We start from the raw sequence: 19,338 nt of genomic DNA, 5'->3' as shown, positions 1-19,338 counted from the left end.
GACATCCGTAAAAAATCTTATTTTTGTGGGCTGTAGAAAAATTAAGCATAGGTATAAGATGGAGCAAAATAGCACACCCCCTCAAAAGAAGTCGAATAAAACCACCATTATTATTGGAGTTACAGCTGCAATATTGGTTGTTATTATTGGCTACTTGTATTTTCAAAACAAAAGTGAGATGCAAGGCTATATAGATGAAATGCAGGAGGAAAAAGCAATTCTTACCTACGAATATCAGGACCTTGCTACTAATTTTGATTCGCTTCAATCAAATAGTGACACTTTAAATATTATGCTTGAGCAAGAAAGAGAAAAGATTGCTCAACTTATTGAAGAGATCCAAACCGTTAAAGCTACCAATTCATCTAAAATTAGGGAATATAAAAAGCAATTAACCTCAATGCGTCGGGTATTGAAAAGCTTTGTTTCGCAAATAGATTCGTTAAATCAGAAAAACCAAGAACTAACAGAAGAAAATATTGCTTATCGTAAAAGGGTTAGCTCAATGCAATCTAGTGCTGAGCAATTAGAAACCGAAAAAGAAAAATTAGAACAGGTAGTAGATATAGCCTCCAAATTAGAAACTTTTAATATGGAAGCCTCTACAGTGAATGCAAATGGCCGCAAAACCACGCGTTTATCTCGAATAGATAAAATTAAGATTTGCTTCACTATTCAAAAAAATATTACAGCCGAGGTTGGTGAAAAAGAAATATTTTTAAGAATCCTTCGACCTGATGGCGCATTATTATTTCACTCGCGTGAAGATGTTTTCAAATACGAAAGTGATGAGATTTATTTTTCGAGTAAGAGGGTAATTGAATACGGTGGCGAAGAAGTGGATGTTTGCTTATACTATAAAGTAGATTCAGGAGAACTTACAAAGGGAGAATATACCGCTGATATTTTTGCTGATGAAAGAAATATTGGCACAATGACTTTTACACTCAAATAATAATTGAGATAAAAGCATTTCGTTTGGCTTTTAAATGAACGAATATCAAAACAATACCTTAATTCATGATGCTATTTGGAAATAAAAATTGGTGGGTTTTGATTATCGCTATTACTATTTATAGCAATATTTCAGGACAAGATAATACCATACCACAATTTCCGGAGTGGATGATAAAGCAACGTATTGAAACGCTAAATGAACAAACACCAATTGAGCTTAATTATAACGAAAATGTAAAAGCTTATATTGATGTTTACACAGTAAAAAGAAGAGATCACTTAGCTAACATTATTAGTCGCTCAAAACTATACTTCCCCCTGTTTGAGGAATATTTGGCAAAATACAATCTACCATTAGAACTTAAATACCTTGCTGTTATTGAATCAGCACTTGACCCGAAAGCAAAATCTTCATCGGGAGCTATGGGACTCTGGCAGTTTTTATACCATTCAGGTACAATGTTCGATTTAAAGGTTACAAGTTATGTTGATGAACGCTGCGACCCGATTTTAGCCACTGAAGCAGCCTGCAAATATTTAGAATATTTATACCGCAATTTTAACGATTGGCAATTGGCGTTGGCTGCATACAATGGTGGTGTCGGTGTTGTGAAAAAAGCGATTGAACGATCTGGCGGTATTACAAATTACTGGGAACTCAGACCATATTTACCCGAACAAGTTAAAGGGTATGTACCTGCTTTTATTGCAGCAACGTATGCCATAGAATATTCAAAATATTACGACACGCCAAATCTTGAACCCAATTATGTATTTTCTGATTTAGATACGGTATACGTTCACAAAAAAATATCGTTTGATGAAATAGTAAGCAGAACAGGTATTGATTTAGCGGAACTACAGCAGCTAAACCCAATGTTCACGAAAAATATAATTCCGAACAGAGAAAAGCCAACTTGCCTTTTTCTACCCAAAAAATATATTTCTCGATTTATCGAAACGGGCTCTAATGTGGAACTAAAAAAATTAAAGAAAGAATACCCTCTTCCTCGCACAAAAAAAATTATACATACAGTGGTAAAGGGAGAATACTTCCATAAGATTGCTATAATGCATAGATGTACAATTGAAGACATATTACATTGGAACCACTTAAAATCGAAAGATATACACCCAGGACAAAGGTTAACCATTTGGGTTCCACCCTACAATAATCACTTTTCTATATTGAAAGAAGTTTAGGTTACAAACTAATTACACCACAAAAAGATACTTTTTGCACTTCTTCTGTTGGAACAAAACTACCAATAACGGTTGTTGTATTGTAAACAACAAAATAATCAAAAGAAATTATGAAAAAGAACACAGACGCCGGATTACTATTGATCCGTTTATCTATAGGCTTGTTAATGCTACTGCATGGTTTAGCTAAACTTAGCGGAGGAATTAACTTTATTAAAGGAATGGTATCACAATTGGGCTTACCCCAATTTTTAGCTTACGGAGTATTTGTTGGAGAAATATTAGCTCCCATTGCCATAATAATTGGTATAAGAACAAGGTTAGCCTCAGCATTATTCGCAATTAATTGTTTAGTTGCCATTTTTATGGCACACAGTAATGATATATTTAGCCTTGGCAAACATGGCGGTTGGGCTATTGAGTTATTGGGACTCTATTTATTTGGCGCCCTTGCTTTGTTTTTTACTGGTGGAGGAAAATACGCATTCTCTAAAAACAATATTTGGGATTAGGTCCCAAAACTAATTCTTAAAACAAATATGCTGTGGTTTTGAAATATTATCATTCTAAACCATAGCGATCTTTAATTCTTTTCGGCCAAAACCATTGCCAAACGAACCACATGATGCGGTATTGCTTTATTGGCAGACTCATACACTTCTTGCAAAGTTGCTTTAGTGTTACCGTTTAAAATTGCTTCAACCTCCATTTGCTCATAGGGCATAACGTATTGTTCAATATCAACAGATTCTCCATTCTGATATAGCGTAGCTAGGTGAGAATATACGGTAATTAAATTAATTCCGAGTTGAGCAGCAATCACTTCAGGTGAGCTTCCTTTTTTATATAGATCGTAAGTTTTTTCGTATGCTGGTTTTGTTCTTTTTCCTTTATTCTTAAAAGTGATTATTTCATCAACAAAAGCTTGACCATACTGATCCCATTTCTGATTTCCAACACCTGAAATTTCTTTCATCTCCCATTCGTTAGTTGGCATGTGAGATACCATTTCTGATAATGTAGCATCTGAAAACAATATATATGGAGGAACGCCTCTTTCAACAGCCATCTTTCTTCGCAATTGTCGTAATTTTTCGAATAAGCTTCCTTCTGTTTTAGGAACTGAAGCTTTAATCGAAACCTTTTTAGGTGCAACCTTTGTCTCTCTCTCAATCTTTTGATTGAGTAAATGTAACTGAACTTGAGCTCCTTCAAAAAGCACTTTATTACTCAAAGGCGTTAATGCTAAAATACTTCCGCGTTGGTATTCAATTTTTAGATATCCTAAACCTAATAGTTGATTACATATTGTAGCCCACTGGTCGACTGTTTTTTCAGTTCCCGCACCAAAAGTTTTAATTTTATGAAAATCGCCAGCTAAAACATCTGGTCGTGATTCTCCCACTAATACATATGGCAGCAATTCCTTACTTAACTTACCTTTGGCTCTTACCACTGCCGACAAAGCTTTTTGAGCCAACACCGTACCATCAAATAAAAACTGTCGCCCTTTGCAGTTATCACAAGCACCACAATCTTCTGTTGTCCATTCGCCAAAGTAATTCAATAACAACTTTCGCCTGCAATGATTCGACTCAGCAAAATGAAGCATGCGATCTAATCTGGCATTTAAAATCACTCTCCGTTCTGCCTCTTCGTTGAATTGAGCTAGTATATTATAATCGCGAACGCCATAAAACAGCAAAGCATTAGCTGCCATCCCATCTCTTCCACTTCGCCCGATCTCTTGATAGTATCCTTCAATATTTTTGGGCAGGTTATGGTGTATTACCCATCTAACATTAGATTTATCAATACCCATACCAAAAGCAATTGTTGCGCAAACAACCCTGATTCTATCATTAATAAAATCACTTTGAACCCTATTTCTCGATCCTGCCTCCATACCAGCATGGTAATACCCTGAAGATATGCCATTATCTCTTAAGTACTTTGATAGATCCTCTGTGTTTTTTTTACTCAAACAATATATTATACCCGATTCATCTGTGTGTTGCTTAATAAATTCGAGAATCTTTTCTTTTCGTTTATAGGCAGGCTGAACTTCAATAAAAATATTTGGCCTACTAAACGAATCTTTAAAAACAACAGGCTCAACTAAATTAAGCTGCTGCAGAATATCATTTTGAGTAAGCGGATCGGCCGTTGCTGTTAATGCCATAATTGGCACATTTTTAAACTGACGCTTTAAGTACCCTAACTTTTTGTAATCAGGTCTAAAATCGTGTCCCCACGATGAAATACAATGGGCTTCATCAATGGCAATTAAACTAATTTGAAGTTGTTTTAAAGTATAGAAAAAATGCTCGCTATTCATTTTCTCAGGAGATACATACAGCAGCTTGATTTTGTGATCTACTAAATCATTCATCACTTGCTGTTGCTCCATATCGCCGAGTGAACTATTTAGGTACATCGCCGATACTCCATTCTCGCGTAAAGCCTCAACCTGATCTTTCATTAAAGCAATCAAAGGAGAAACCACAATTGTAAGCCCTTTGCCCAATAAAGCAGGAACCTGAAAGCAAATACTTTTACCTCCACCCGTTGGCATTAAAACCATACAGTCCTTTTTTTGAAGTACAGTTTTTATAACCTCCTCTTGTGTTGGACGGAATTTACTATAGCCAAAAGTATTTTTAAGAATTTGCTGAGCCCTATTTATTTGCATGCCGCAAAAGTATTATTTTTTGCACGGATTCTTTCTTTTTTTGTAACCTCTTTATAAGAGATGTTGTCTTACTAAGCAGAACATAAATAGAAATAAAAACATACAACTATGGTAGAAATTTTAGTTCCCGGAATCGTATTTGGCTCTATAACAGCCGTTATAATATCAATAGCCCATTTTAGAACCAGAAAAACAGAACGCCTTGCTTTAATTGCAGCAGGAAAAGATGCGGGCTTGTTTAATGAAGGGGAAAAGAAAGAAAAAACATCTGCAGCCTTAAAGTTTGGTATTGTTGCAGTAGCCCTAGGCATTGGTTTATTAGTCGGTGATTATTTGGCTAAAAGCACCGATATAAATGAAGCTGTTGCATATTTTTCAATGATGTTACTCTTTGGTGGAAGTGGTTTATTGAGTTTCTATTTTATCCAGAAACAAATAAATAAAAAAATGGATAAGTAGACTAATAAAACAAAAGGCGCATTGTAATTAAGTACAATGCGCCTTTGTTATATTGTTACAAGAATATTACTTCTTAAATTTCCAAAGCTTCATCATTTTATCAAATACTTCAGTATTCTCGTATATACCCATAAATTCTTCAGCTCCTGGGCCGATGGCAAAAACAGGTACCATAATTCCGGTATGATTTCCTGTTACAAAGCCACCATTAACACTTCCTGTTGACATATCACCACCTGTAACTGCCATACCACCCGTTTCATGATCGGCTGTAACAATTACTAAAGTCTCTTTGTCCTCAATTGCAAACTTTAATACCTCACCAATAACCTTATCAAAATCTAACATTTCGCCAGCTACAAATGAAGTACTATTTTGGTGACCACCCCAATCAATTTGGGATCCTTCAACCATTAAAAAGAAACCATGTAAATCAGCCGATAAAGTTGAAATGGCTTTATTAGTGGCATCAACCAACATATTTCCTCTTAATTGATAATCATCGTTATGCTCGTCGGCAGTAAAAACAGCTAATCTTCCATTATTCTGGATTTTCTCTGCTTCCTCCATCGAATAAACGATCTGATAACCCTTTTCAGACAAGTCTTTTGTTAGGTCTTTCCCATCTTTACGATTTTTGAAATGAGCAGCTCCACCTCCAATAAATACATCAATATCTGTATTTAAAAAATCAGCAGCAATCTCTTCATACATTGTTCTCGATGGCTGATGTGCAATAAAAGAAGCAGGTGTAGCATGTGTAATTGAAGATGTAGCTACTAATCCTGTGGCTTTCTGATTATCCTCAGCATACTCTAAAATAGTCTTTGCTGGCTTTCCGTTAGCATCCAAGCCTATTGTTCCATTGGTAGTTTTAACTCCACTTGCCAAAGCTGTTCCACCTGCGGCAGAATCCGTCACATAATTATCACTACTTTGGGTTTTTGAAAAACCAATGTGCTTAAAATTACAAAGATTTAACTCGCCCTTATTGGCTGTTAGACCAGTAAAAACTTGAGCAACGCCCATTCCATCACCAATTAATAGTATAATATTTTTAGGCTCTTTTTTAAATTTTAGCTCACTCTCTGTATACTTTTTTACCTCATAAAAATCCTCGTTCTGATAACTCAGATTTTCCGCTTTATCTTTATAATTTTCTTGTGCACTTGTAACTGCACTCCCCCCTACAAAAATGGCTATTAAAGCCACAAATTTTACTATTCTCATATTTTCTATCAAATTTATACTCGGATCAAAGAAATCATTTCAATATTAACTACCCATTACCAAATACTTTTATTTTTTTAACCTAAACATCACATTCAAACCCTATGATTTATACTTTTTATCATTTGCCTGATTTTTTGAATCCAGGTAATCGAATAAACCAGTATACACAATTCCAATGCCAATAATTGTTCCCCATAATGCGCCTAAGCTAATATCTAGGTTTGTATGAACACCCAATAAGACACGCGAGTAAGCAATTAGTAAGGCAATTAAATAAATAGTAACAACACCATACTTGTTAAACCAACTAAATCGTAACAAAAAAATATAACTAATCAGAAATGCCATTAAAAAGGCATTAACTGAATGTCCTGATGGAAATGAATAACCTGTTTCTTTTAGCCAGTGTTTCCAAATAATGGGTTGCACCTCCATATCCCCTAACACAATAGAGCTTTGATTTGTTTCAGCTATAACATTTTTTAAGTACTCTGTTCGCTCTTTTTTAGAATGGAGGCTATACATTTCTTCTAAAGAAAACTTATTAAACTCTGATAACCATTCAATATTTGGTCGTGGCGCTTTTATTTGTTCCTTAATAAAGTGTTCGTTAATTTGAGCAACCCCAATAAAAATACCTGAGAAAACAACAAATATCATCAGGAAATATTTCCACTTAAATTTCCCTCTGATAATACTGATAAAAAGGGCCGTTAAAAGCAAAATAATTCCACTACCTGCTACACCCCCAATATTTGTTATGCCTAACCATAACTGAGCCATTAATTTATTTGATACCGAAAAGTACTCGAGGCTTACACCAAACGAGGCAAAAACAATAATTAAACTTACTATTGCTATAGGAAGGATTATACTAACGCGTGACTTCATTTTATACATTGCTATAAATAATTGAAAGGCTAAATTAATGCTAAAATTACAATAATAAGCTCTACCGGCTTTATTAGTTCACTCTGCATATTATTTCAATTGTAAACAACTCTCATTATCATTAATTAAGCACTCAATTACTTGTTGAAACAATTCAATTGTTATATAGATTCTTACTTGTTGCACTCGCACTAAATAATTACCTTTAGCCGACTTCAAATTACTTCATCAAATCAAAACTTGATATAATATAACTCAGAATAATGACGAAAAAACAAAAAATCGGAGTTTATACAGGCGGAGGCCTGCTCCTCACTTATTTAATTTATTACTTCTTTTTTAGCACAACCATAACCGAAGATACACTCATCGTTAGCAAAGTTAAACGGGGTGAATTTCAATCGCTCGTATACAGCACAGGGCAACTTCAAGCCGAAAAATCCGTTTCCATAAATGTACCAAAAGAGCTTGGGGCTCGATCAATAAATATATACGAAATTAAGGTTACCCAAATTATTGAAGAAGGTACTGTGGTTGACTCAGGAGAGTATGTAGCCTCATTAGATCACAGTGCTGTTGAAGAAAAACTTGCTGATGCATTAACTGCACTTACCGAAAAAATGGAAGCTTTTGAAGATGCTAAGATTGACACCAACATCAACCTTAGTAATTTGCGTGATGATTTACAAAGTACCCGTATTGATTTAGAAGAAAAAGATTTGATTTTAAAGCAATCTAAATACGAATCTCCTGCCGTTATCAGACAGGCAGAATTGAATTTATCAAAGGCTGAACGAAAACTTGAACAAGATTTGAGAAACTACAAACTCAAAAAACAACAAAGCCAATTTAAAGTAAAACGAGCTTACAACGAAGTAAAGAAAGTACAAGACAAAGTAGATGACATTGAGAATCTGTTTGAGGCACTTGATATAAAAGCTCCGGCACCAGGCATGGTTATTTATAGTTTTGATAGGATGGGTAATAAAATAAAAGTAGGAAGTTCTGTTAACAGGTGGGCTCCAAAAATTGCCGAACTACCAGATTTAACAGCTATGATTTCTAAAACCTTTATTAATGAAGTTGATATCTCAAAAGTAAAAGTTGGCCAAATTGTACACATTGGTGTTGATGCATTTGCTGAAAAACAATTTGAAGGTGAAGTATTAGAAGTAGCGAATATCGGACAGGTAATCCCTGGCGGGGATTCAAAAGTTTTTGAAGTAACCATAAAAATAAATGGATCTGATACGGATCTGAGACCAGCGATGACCACAAGTAATAAAATTACAACGCAAACTCTTGAAGATGTGATTTACGTTCCGCTTGAAGCTATATTTTATCAAGATAGTATACCGTTTGTTTACACCAATAAAAACAACACAAAAAAAGCAGTATATCTAGGTCCTGAAAACGAAAACTATGTTGTTATTAAACATGGCTTGAGCGAAAAAGAGTCTGTTTACCTTAACGAACCTATTAACAAAGCAGGCCAAATTGAAGGAATTGAAATGTATGACACGATACAAATTAAAAAACCTCAAGAAATTGTTAAACCTGATTCGATTAGCCCCAAGGCTAAAAGAAAACGTGGAAATAAAATGAAGCTAGAATCATAGCTCCTATTTAGTGTTCACCCTATAAATTATATAACATGAACTTACCAATAAGGAAGCTATATACAAGATACATTCATAACGTAATAATAGCCATTGAGGCCATTACGGCAAATACACTAAAATCACTATTAACTGCCCTTGGAATTATGTTTGGGGTTGCAGCAGTAATTAGTATGCTTGCCATAGGTAAAGGAGCTCAACAAGAAGTGTTGGAGCAAATTAAAATGGTTGGTGTAAATAACATTATTATCACTCCTGTTAAGGAAACTGTAATTAGTGGAGATGGCACTAATTCAGACGATGATAGTAACCAAAAATCTAAACGAAAATCAAAAGGACTTACTTTGGTAGATGCCGAGTCTATTCAAAAAACCATACCAAGTGTTGATAAAGTTAGTCCGGTTATATCAATGAATTATTATGCGGTTAAATACGATAAAAGTTATCCCATTGTTTTAGAAGGTGTAGCTCCTGAGTATTTTTCCTTACTAAACATTGGCATTGTTAAGGGTAAAATATTTAGCGATGAGCAAAACGAAAAGGGAGTACCTGTTTGTGTTATTGGCAATAATATTAAAGTAAAATTCTTTAATCAAGAAAACCCAATTGGCAAATACATTAAGGTTGGCGAAAACTGGTTAAGAGTTGTTGGCGTTGCCGAGAAACGAGACTTTACTGCTTCCGCATCTGATGAAATGGGAATTTCCTCATCGGATAATAAAATATTTATCCCTACAAAAGCACTCCTATTAAGGTTTAAAGATAGATCTAGAATTAATCCGAAAATATTTGAACAAATGAGCCGTGGCGGTAATAATTCAAACTCTGAAGACAAAGCCACAATAGAAAATCAGCTAGATAAAATTATCATTCAAGTAAAAGAAACCAATGAGTTGAGTGCTACAGCTGATATAATAAAAAGAATGTTGCTAAGAAGGCATGCTAACCTTTACGATTTTGAGGTTACTGTTCCTGAATTATTGTTGAAGCAGCAACAGAAAACCAATGATATTTTTAACATCGTGCTAGGAGCCATTGCAAGCATATCGCTTATAGTTGGAGGTATTGGTATTATGAATATTATGCTAGCCTCAGTGTGGGAACGTATCCGAGAGATTGGTACACGACAAGCTATTGGCGCATCTCGTAAAGATATTATTGTTCAATTTTTAGCAGAATCTACCCTAATTAGTATTGGGGGTGGATTAATTGGTATTGTGTTAGGCGTTTTATTGGCCTACACCATAGAAGCTACTGCTGGCATAAAAACAATTGTCTCCTTTATATCGGTATTTATTGCCTTTGGAGTATCTGCCACAGTAGGAATTGTTTTTGGTTATATCCCAGCAAAAAGCGCAGCAAGTCAAGATCCTGTTGAATCGCTTCGCCACTAATAGCACTAATAGTAAGATTATTTGCAGATAAAGAACATATAAGTAAACTGGATTTTATTCCATAGTACAAATCAGTATACAGATGAAAAAAATAATAATTGCCCTCATAATATCCTTTTCAATAAACTGTGTTTATGCGCAAACCGATAGTATATCACTCAGCCTGAGTTTAGATCAGGCAATTGAGTTTGCCTATTCTCAGTCAATTTATAGTTTCCGACAAAAAAACATGTATCTATCCCGATACTGGGAATTCAGGAGTTACAAAGCAGAGCGTTTACCTTTATTAGGCTTAACCTCTACTCCAATTAACTATCAGCATTCTGTTATCTCAAGGTACGACCCTGATACAAACGAAGATGTATTTGTTCCAACAGAACGACTTACATCTGATGCTTCGTTACAAATTAGTCAGAATATTACACCTACTGGTGCTAAAATCAACGCATCTACGAGTCTACAACGCATACAAAATTTTGAGTCTGGAAATCTATCGTATTACACAACTCCGGTTACCATAGGCATTTCGCAACCTTTAAATGGTTTCAACCAATTTAAGTGGCAGGCAAAACTTGAACCTCTTAAATTTGAACAAGCCAAAAGAGAATACTTGCAAAGTTTACAGGAACTTTCAATTAGATCAACTAATTCATTTTTCAATCTGGTCAATGCCGAAATTAACTTATCAATAGCTGAAACTAATGTTTCAAACGCAGATACACTTTATCGAATAGGAAAAGGCAGGTTTGAAATTGGTACTGTAACGCAAGACGAACTATTAGATTTAGAATTAAGTTATCTGAATGCAAGTATGGCATTGGCTCGGGCAAAAGTTAACTTGCACCAGGCGCGTATTTCTTTAAATTCTTTTTTAGGATTTGATGATAATGTATTCATACAATGTATAATTCCGAGAGACATCCCAAAATTTAAAATAAATGTGAATGAAGCAATGGATGAAGCGTTTGCCAATAATCCTGAAATTCTGCAGTTTCAACAACAATTAATTGAAGCCGATAGGAATTTAGCGCAGACCAGAAGTCAAAATGGTATAAATGCAAACATCTACGGAAACGTAGGATTTAATAAAAATACGGATGATTTAGGACTTGCCTATCAAACCCCTTTTGGAACAGAGGAAAACTTGCGCTTTTCATTAGATATGCCAATAGTTGATTGGGGACAACGAAAAGGAAAAGTACAAATGGCGAAATCAGACAGAGAAGTTACTGAAGCCACCGTAAAGCAGGCTAAGATAGATTTTGAACAAGATATTTTTATCAGCGTAATGGAATTTAACATGCAAGAACAACAAGTTAAAATTGCATCTAAAGCTGATACCATTGCACAAATGGGTTATGAAGTAACCAAGCAACGCTTTTTAATTGATAAAGTAGACGTGATAAAACTTAATGCTGCTCGAAACTCGTTAGATGCCGCTAAAAGAAATTACATCAGTAGTATACAATCTTATTGGAATAGTTATTTCTCCATCAGAAAGAAAACACTTTTTGATTTTGAAACACATGAATCATTAATTCATGAACTTGATGATTTACTTCAGAAATAAGATGTGTATTCTATTATAAAAGCTTCACTTTATAACAAGACGTAAAATAAAATTATGCTCAATAAAGTATCCAAAAGAAATCAACTCATAATAGGAATAAGCGCCTTATGCTTAATTGCCTTTTTTATATTTAAACCTTCAGCAATAGTTAATAGTGGTAAAACAGTGGATGTTAAAGAAGGCCCATTTACTATGGAAGTTGAAGCTACAGGAGAGATACAAGCTTTAAAATATGAGGAAATTTCTATACCTCCCCTACTTAAAAATAGAAAACTCCGTATTTGGGGTTTAAAAATAACTGACCTAGTAGCTGAAGGCACACAAGTTAAAAAAGGTGATTATGTAGCTACTCTAGATCCTGCTGATGTTGAAGACAGGCTTAAAAAAAGCATGGAAAAAGTAGATGAATATCAGTTAGCTTTTGATAATGCCGCCTTGGACAGTACCATTGCCCTTGTAGCTTTTCGCGATCAGATAATTAACGCTTCAGATGATATTCTTGAAAAAGAAATAAAAGTTGAACAATCGAAATTTGAATCAAAGGCCATTCAACGTCAGACCGCAATAGAATTAGAATTGGCTCAATTAGAATTAAGTAGAAAAAAAAGAACCCTAAGTAAAGAGCAAAACAGACATAAAGTAAAAATTAACCGAGCTAACAAAAGACTGCAAGATGCCCTTAAACTGCAAAACGAACTAACTGAATTAGTTGCACAATTAAAAATTACATCTCCCTCAAACGGTATGGTTGTGTATGCGCGAGGCTGGGGTGGTCATAAAGTAAAAGTTAATAGTGATGTTGGCCCTTGGAGTCCTACAATTGCCATAATACCAGATTTAAGCACACTTGTTTCTGAAGCAATTGTTAAGGAAATTGATATCGCGAAAGTGAAAGTTGGGCAAAAAGTAAAAATTGGTATTGATGCATTTCCTGATGATAATTTTAAGGGTGAAGTTATTCGAATAGCCAATATAGGACAACCCATATCAGGTACAGGCATGAATGGCTTTAAGGTATTGATTCAGATAAATGCAAAAGAGAAAAAGATTCTCCCTAGCATGACCACCACCAATATGATAACGGTTGCTGATTATCCATCTGAACTAATACTTCCACGTGAAGCTATTTTTGGTAATGATACCATTAAATACGTATTCAAAAAAACTAGCGGATTACCAATAAAAACATACGTTAAAACAGGAGGTGAAAACGAAACGAAAATGAGAATTATAGAAGGTATCAGCGAAAATGAAACCGTGTTATTAACCCGCCCAAATAAGTTTGAATAAAAGATTAACTGTACCTCATAACTGAAGTTATTAAAAGCCTATTAAATTGATAGTGGAAATTGCACTAATAATGTTATGAAACATCTGTTTTAATTACTGAAAAATATCTTCAATTAAATGCATCTATTTATATTTGTCTCTCCAAATTCATAAATTATGGCTTTCGTGTAGAATTTGTAATGATATTACACCTTAGCATTTTGGAAAAATAGAAATAAATTATCTCAATAAAATTAAAAGAAATATAATTATGAAAGTAACCGTAGTTGGAGCTGGTAACGTAGGGGCAAGTGTAGCGGAATATGTAGCTATCAAAGACTTTGCTGCTGAAGTTGTTTTAGTTGATATCAAAGAAGGTTTTGCTGAAGGTAAAGCAATGGATTTAATGCAAACTGCTTCTTTAAATGGTTTTGATACTACCATTACTGGTGTAACTGGTGATTACTCAAAAACTGCAGGTAGTGATGTTGCTGTTATTACAAGTGGTATACCTCGTAAGCCGGGTATGACTCGTGAAGAGTTAATTGGTATTAATGCAGGTATTGTTAAGCAAGTTTCTGAAAACTTAATTAAATACTCTCCTGATGTTACTTTAATCATCGTAAGTAACCCAATGGATACAATGACTTATCTTGCGGCTAAAGCTACAGGTTTACCTAAAAACCGTATTATTGGTATGGGTGGTGCATTGGATAGCGCTCGCTTTAAGTACCGTTTAGCTGAAGCTCTTGAGTGTCCTTCTTCTGAAGTTAGTGCAATGGTTATTGGTGGACATAGCGATACAGGTATGGTTCCTTTAATTGAAAAAGCTACACGTAACTGTGTTCCTGTTTCAGAATTCCTTTCTGAGGATCAAAAAAGTTCTGTAGTTGAAGAAACTAAAGTAGGTGGTGCAACATTAACTAAGTTATTAGGTACTAGCGCATGGTATGCTCCAGGTGCTGCTGTTTCTGAAATGGTACGTGCTATTGCTTTAGATTCAAATAAAATTTTCCCTTGCTCGGTATTATTAGATGGAGAATATGGTTTAGACGATATTTGCATCGGAGTACCTTGTGTAATAGGTAAAAATGGTGTTGAAAAGATCATTGAAATTGAACTTTCAGATGCTGAAAAAGCTAAATTAACAGAGTCTGCTGCTGGGGTTAAAAAAACCAATGCTGACTTAGCAAGTAGCTTATAATTTAGTATTATAAAATATACAATTGAATCCTGAGTCGAGCTCCGACTCAGGATTTTTTATTTGCAGACATGAATAATCATCATTCATCACCAAAATTACACCTTTAATCAACAAAAAACATCATTTTATATAACCTTATGCTATTTTTTGCGTTACCTTAGTGTCGTTTTAATTAATCTCTTTAACAATAGAACTAAAATTTAATCTGTTATAACTAAAAAAAAGGTTTAAATTTAGTTTTGTAATATAATTGATAGCTACATGAAGAATGCATTTTACACAACAACTATTATTCTTGCTTTTATTATTGGAATATTCAATCAAGATATAAATGCACAAGAACAAAACGCAACGCCTGCCAAAATTGTTAAATCAGGCTTAGAAGGTCAAGAATTAAATTTAAAAGAACAATTTGATTTTGTAATTACTAAGTCCGAATCCTACCAATCATACAAAGTTGTAAAAACCTCTTCATTAAATAAATTAAAAGTTAATTCTTTAGATTCTATTCAGATTTACAAAGATCAAATTAAGGATTTAGAAGTAATTAACGATAACCATATTAAGGAAATAAATAAGCTAAAAGAAAACTTATCTGAAACTAATGAGAAATTAACCTTAGTTAGTAATGAGAAGGATAGTTTCTCTTTTATGGGCTTTTTGATGCTTAAGGGTACTTACAGTACAATGATGTGGTTAATTGTGCTTGTTTTAATTATTGCAATTGCGGTATTGGTATTCTTATTTAAGCGAAGTAACTATGTTACCACTAAAACAAAGGAATCTCTTAACGATAAACAAGACGAATTGGATAAACATCGTAAATGGGCGCTTGAAAGAGAACAGAATTTGGCGAGAGAGCTCAACAAATTAAAACAAAAGTACAAAGGTTTTGAATAAAGACTAATATCATTAACACATACAGAGGTAGAGCTTTTACGTTCTACCTTTTTTTTGCTTCAGAAATTAATCACCCATAAACAAACTATGTCATGAAAAATATTTTATCATTAATAGTGATAGCTTTTACAGCATACTCTTGTACAACACCTCCTACAAAAACCTATAATTACGACCTTGATTTTATTAAGAAGAACACGGAAGTTATTGAGTTAAGCTCAGAAGATGGGCAATCGAGAGTAATGATTACCCCGCACTATCAAGGAAGAGTTATTAGCTCTTCAAATAATGGGCTTAAGGGGACAAGTAATGGTTGGGTTAACTACAATGCTTTTGATAATGACAGCCTTAATACGGGACAAAATATTGGAGGAGAGGATCGCTTGTGGATAGGGCCACTTGGTGGACAATACTCTTTCTACTATCAACAAATAAAGCCCATTGACGAGGATAATTGGAAAGTACCAGATACTTTTAATGCTGAACCCTATGAAGTTATTAACCAAAGCAAAAGTTTGGTTTCGATGTATAAAGAAATGCAGTTAAGAAATTTTATAGGAACTGAATTTAACATCCGTGTGAATAAAACTATTTCGCTATTAAAAAAACTTGAGATAGAAACTAACCTAGGCATTAAACTCAATAGTAGCATAAAGGCCGTTGCTTTTAACAGTAAACATTCTCTTATTAACAAAGATACTATACAGTGGACTAAACAAAGCGGACTTCCCTGTATTTGGAGTTTAGCTATGCTTCCAGGAAGCGACAATACCAATGTATACATACCCTTAAAAAAAGACGTAAAACTTAATGAAGTTGGCATTTATTTAAGTGATATTAATGAAGACCGAATTCTTATTAATAATGGCATTCTGAAATACAAGGCAGATGGAAAGTATAGAAATAAGTTAGGTTTTAATCCTGATGTTTTAATGGGAAATACTTTTGCTAGTCTTTCTCCTGAAAACAAAACTTTAACAATTGTACAATACCAAAGAACGGATGATACCTTATATTTTAACTCTGAGGTTAGCATTCAAGATAATCCATACTTAGGGGAACCTATACAAGTTTATAATCATGGACCAATGGACTTTTCTGAACCTAATGAGAATGCTTTTTACGAATTAGAAAGCACCTCAGCAATGAAAGAATTAATGCCTAATGATTCAATTACACATTTTCAACGAGTTTTTCATTTAAGTGGCGAGTTAGCCCAATTAGAAAACATACTTAAACAGATACAATAAAAAAAGGAGGATGCATCACTGCATCCTCCTCCAAACTACATTCTATAATAAATCTAATCCAAAATTATTTTTTTAGTACTCTAGTAACTTTATCAGCTACTTTAACAAGATATACTCCTGTTGGTTGAGATGATAAATCAACTTGAGTTAAACCACCAGCTGCTCTTATTACTGAAACTATACTTCCTGTTGCACTATATACAGTTATTATTGAACCGTCAGCTACATCTGTTATATTTAATACATCAACTACAGGGTTAGGGTAAACATTTAAGCTTACTTCTTTAATGTCATTTTCTATATCTAAAGCAATATCAAGAGACTCCACATCAAAGACACTCAATACTGCAAAACCAAATTTAGGTGATATTCCCCAAATTGTTGTTTCTAAACCCGGATAAGATGCTATATCTGCTAAATCCGTAGATAACAGTTCAGTTTCACCTGCAATAGCGCTGGAAGTTGCGATCCCGCCTTTAAAATAGATATCTGAAAGTACTATGTCAGTCGGAGTTCCATCAATACTTGCAGGTCCCATATCAGTTGTTCCTTCATACATCACATTACCATATACTGCACAGTCCTCTAATATCATATTTCCACTTCCTCCATTAGATGCACCAATTAGGCCACCTGGTTCTGCTCCCATTACATTGGTGTAAGTAAAACAATTTTTCACAATGGTTCTTATTTCACCAGACCAGTTTGCACAAGTACCCGCGATTCCTCCTACTCTTTTAGAACCAGTTATTTCACCACCCATTACAAAACAGTTCTCTACTAAATCAGCATCTAAATAGCCAACTATTCCACCGGTATTACCATCACCTGTGTTTAGGATATTTGGGTTTACCAAACCGATATTTTTAACGAGAGAGCCCCATTTAATGCGAGTAAATAAACCAACATGTCCGCTTTCTTCCATAATTTTAAGGCCTGTTATAATATGGTTTTGTCCGTCAAAAGTTCCTGTGTAGTCACCAATTGGTGTGAAGTAATCTTCGTTAGTTAAATCAATATCCCCAGTTAAAACAAAATCACTTCCTAAATAAGTTTCTCCTGTAAGACTCAAGTTAAATAAATGATCTGCAGTAGAAATTTCATAAGGCTCTGTAGAAGAACCGAATATGTCATCGGGGTTAATTAGCACCTTTGTATAAGAAACAGAAGTCTCTGAGCTACCACCAACATTGGTTGCTGTGACTTTAAATAGATATTCAGTAATACGGCCTGTAGTAGGGGTATCAAAGGTAGGTGAAACAGCTGTAACATCTGATAATGTAATTCCATTAGGAGCCTCCCAAAGATAAGTTGCATCATTTACAGCTACTCCATCGAATGTGGAACTTGCATTTAAAGTAACGGTTGTATTTGGAGTAACTGTTTGAGAAGCACCTCCATTTGCAAAGAAGCCAAGTGGAATATCCCTTTCTAACTTGAATGATGACCAAAAGGCCATGTTATTTGTAGTTTGATTATAGCAATTAAACAATGTATTGTTTCCGTTGAAAGCCGTGTCATATAAATCAGCATCAGTACATACAATAGTTTCATTTAAGTATTCCGTAGTTCCATCAGTAATTACGGTTACTGTACTGAATTCACCCGATGTAGAACTTTTTGTTATTTCCTGTTCAATAGTTATAGATGTTCCATTAGGAATACCAGCAGTTGTGAAAGTAGTACCACCTACTTTAATTTCTAGCCCACCAGCAGCTGAGTATGATAATATTTCAAAACCAACCTTAGGAACTACATTACTACCATCAGGAGTAACAATTAAACCTGCTCTCGCTTTATCACTTCCATCTACATTAAGGTATAAGCCAAAAGTTACTTTAACCCTTTTGCTTTCAAGCCAATTTATTAATGGATCGCTACTAAGATTTACCCCTCTCCAATTACCAAAGTTCAAACCGTTATCATTTTCTTTTTTCCAAAAAGCGTTAGTAAAATTAAGCCCTGTCCATGGATTTGGTGTCAATTCAGTTCCAAGATGATAAGTTCCTGTTGTTTCTTGTGAAAAATCATTCTCATAAAGTGTCATATATTGCGCACTAACACTCGTAAAAGATGTAATCGCTAGCACAACAATTACACACATCATTTTAAAGTAATTTTTTTTCATATAAAGAATTTTTAATTAGTAAATACTTTTTAACATTTCTTATGAATCAAAATTACAAGGTAAAGCTATTTGCTTTGGCAAAATTTTAGATTTTATGAAAGGGGTAAATTATGGATTAACCTATTTAACAACTCAAGAAAACACCCCCTATTTAAGTAAAATGCAATATTTCTAAAAGATAAAAACGAAAGAATAATTAAGCTATATAACTAATAACCAACAATTAAATACACCACTTTACAAAACCAGTATAATAGTAACACTTTAAATTTCGTCTCTTTTTAAATTTTACCTAACGTGATGTGGTATGTGTTTTTGGAATAGATTATTTGATTGTAATTTCTTAGGTGAGATAAACATCAATATTGCTTGTTTAATTTTTAATTGTGCTATGTTGATACTTGTAAAGCAAAAACAAGACTTAAACAAGCTTTGTGTATTTGTACAAAGCTAATTTAAGTTTTAATTGAGCTTTGTTTGCCTATAAATTGGTTGTTTAAGTTTTAAATAGTTAATGTGCGTGCTTACATTATAAAACTGCTAAAAATAATTTAGGGCTTATTCTAAAA

At 34.1% G+C, this 19,338-nt stretch carries 15 protein-coding genes; 11 read left to right on the top strand and 4 right to left on the bottom strand.

The window, feature by feature from the left end; genetic code table 11:
* Nucleotides 1–58: 58 nt before the first annotated feature.
* The 3 genes from QMO11_RS09985 (at nucleotide 59) to QMO11_RS09975 (ending at nucleotide 2,672) form a co-directional block, all read left to right on the top strand.
* A complete protein-coding gene (locus QMO11_RS09985) occupies nucleotides 59–955 on the top strand; it encodes a coiled-coil domain-containing protein (RefSeq protein ID WP_282037111.1) in 897 nt (298 codons plus the stop codon).
* Nucleotides 956–1,020: 65 nt separating this feature from the next.
* Nucleotides 1,021–2,160, top strand: a complete 1,140-nt coding sequence (locus QMO11_RS09980; protein WP_282037110.1) for a lytic transglycosylase domain-containing protein — start codon at nucleotides 1,021–1,023, stop codon at nucleotides 2,158–2,160.
* A 110-nt stretch (nucleotides 2,161–2,270) separates the two neighbouring features.
* A complete protein-coding gene (locus QMO11_RS09975) occupies nucleotides 2,271–2,672 on the top strand; it encodes a DoxX family protein (RefSeq protein WP_282037109.1) in 402 nt (133 codons plus the stop codon).
* Between the two features lie 71 nt (nucleotides 2,673–2,743).
* On the opposite strand, the gene recQ is transcribed toward QMO11_RS09975, so the two are convergent.
* Entirely contained in the window at nucleotides 2,744–4,852 is a 2,109-nt protein-coding gene (gene recQ, locus QMO11_RS09970) for a DNA helicase RecQ (protein ID WP_282037108.1), read from the bottom strand.
* A gap of 108 nt (nucleotides 4,853–4,960) precedes the next feature.
* Here recQ and QMO11_RS09965 point away from each other — a divergent pair, with 108 nt between their 5' ends.
* On the top strand, nucleotides 4,961–5,311 hold the full coding sequence (locus tag QMO11_RS09965) for a DUF6249 domain-containing protein (RefSeq protein ID WP_282037107.1): 351 nt from the start codon (nucleotides 4,961–4,963) through the stop codon (nucleotides 5,309–5,311).
* 66 nt (nucleotides 5,312–5,377) lie between these two features.
* On the opposite strand, the gene QMO11_RS09960 is transcribed toward QMO11_RS09965, so the two are convergent.
* Nucleotides 5,378–6,541, bottom strand: a complete 1,164-nt coding sequence (locus tag QMO11_RS09960; RefSeq protein ID WP_282037106.1) for an alkaline phosphatase — start codon at nucleotides 6,539–6,541, stop codon at nucleotides 5,378–5,380.
* A 102-nt stretch (nucleotides 6,542–6,643) separates the two neighbouring features.
* Complete coding sequence (locus QMO11_RS09955) at nucleotides 6,644–7,435, bottom strand: phosphatase PAP2 family protein (protein WP_282037105.1); 792 nt, start codon at nucleotides 7,433–7,435, stop codon at nucleotides 6,644–6,646.
* Between the two features lie 263 nt (nucleotides 7,436–7,698).
* Here QMO11_RS09955 and QMO11_RS09950 point away from each other — a divergent pair, with 263 nt between their 5' ends.
* The 7 genes from QMO11_RS09950 (at nucleotide 7,699) to QMO11_RS09920 (ending at nucleotide 16,641) form a co-directional block, all read left to right on the top strand.
* On the top strand, nucleotides 7,699–9,054 hold the full coding sequence (locus tag QMO11_RS09950) for an efflux RND transporter periplasmic adaptor subunit (protein ID WP_282037104.1): 1,356 nt from the start codon (nucleotides 7,699–7,701) through the stop codon (nucleotides 9,052–9,054).
* 35 nt (nucleotides 9,055–9,089) lie between these two features.
* Entirely contained in the window at nucleotides 9,090–10,448 is a 1,359-nt protein-coding gene (locus tag QMO11_RS09945) for an ABC transporter permease (RefSeq protein ID WP_282037103.1), read from the top strand.
* An 82-nt stretch (nucleotides 10,449–10,530) separates the two neighbouring features.
* A complete protein-coding gene (locus tag QMO11_RS09940) occupies nucleotides 10,531–12,018 on the top strand; it encodes a TolC family protein (RefSeq protein WP_075601591.1) in 1,488 nt (495 codons plus the stop codon).
* 54 nt (nucleotides 12,019–12,072) lie between these two features.
* Nucleotides 12,073–13,308 (top strand): efflux RND transporter periplasmic adaptor subunit, encoded by a 1,236-nt coding sequence (locus tag QMO11_RS09935; protein WP_282037102.1) that lies wholly within the window; start codon nucleotides 12,073–12,075, stop codon nucleotides 13,306–13,308.
* Nucleotides 13,309–13,558: 250 nt separating this feature from the next.
* The gene (locus QMO11_RS09930) at nucleotides 13,559–14,491 is read left to right on the top strand and encodes a malate dehydrogenase (protein ID WP_075601804.1); all 933 of its coding nucleotides are present in this window, start codon (nucleotides 13,559–13,561) and stop codon (nucleotides 14,489–14,491) included.
* A 261-nt stretch (nucleotides 14,492–14,752) separates the two neighbouring features.
* Nucleotides 14,753–15,391: a hypothetical protein gene (locus QMO11_RS09925; RefSeq protein ID WP_075601589.1), complete on the top strand. Its 639-nt coding sequence runs from the start codon at nucleotides 14,753–14,755 to the stop codon at nucleotides 15,389–15,391.
* 92 nt (nucleotides 15,392–15,483) lie between these two features.
* A complete protein-coding gene (locus tag QMO11_RS09920) occupies nucleotides 15,484–16,641 on the top strand; it encodes a DUF6786 family protein (protein ID WP_282037101.1) in 1,158 nt (385 codons plus the stop codon).
* Nucleotides 16,642–16,705: 64 nt separating this feature from the next.
* Here the strand turns inward: QMO11_RS09920 and QMO11_RS09915 are convergent, their stop codons facing one another.
* Nucleotides 16,706–18,769, bottom strand: coding sequence for a T9SS type A sorting domain-containing protein (locus QMO11_RS09915; RefSeq protein ID WP_282037100.1), 2,064 nt, complete (start codon nucleotides 18,767–18,769; stop codon nucleotides 16,706–16,708).
* Nucleotides 18,770–19,338 lie beyond the last annotated feature (569 nt).

It is taken from the genome of Saccharicrinis aurantiacus (assembly GCF_947489045.1).
Lineage (GTDB): Bacteria > Bacteroidota > Bacteroidia > Bacteroidales > Marinilabiliaceae > Saccharicrinis > Saccharicrinis aurantiacus.
The sequence above is the reverse complement of the archived record's forward strand: the minus strand, read 5'-3'. Positions and strand labels throughout refer to the sequence as shown.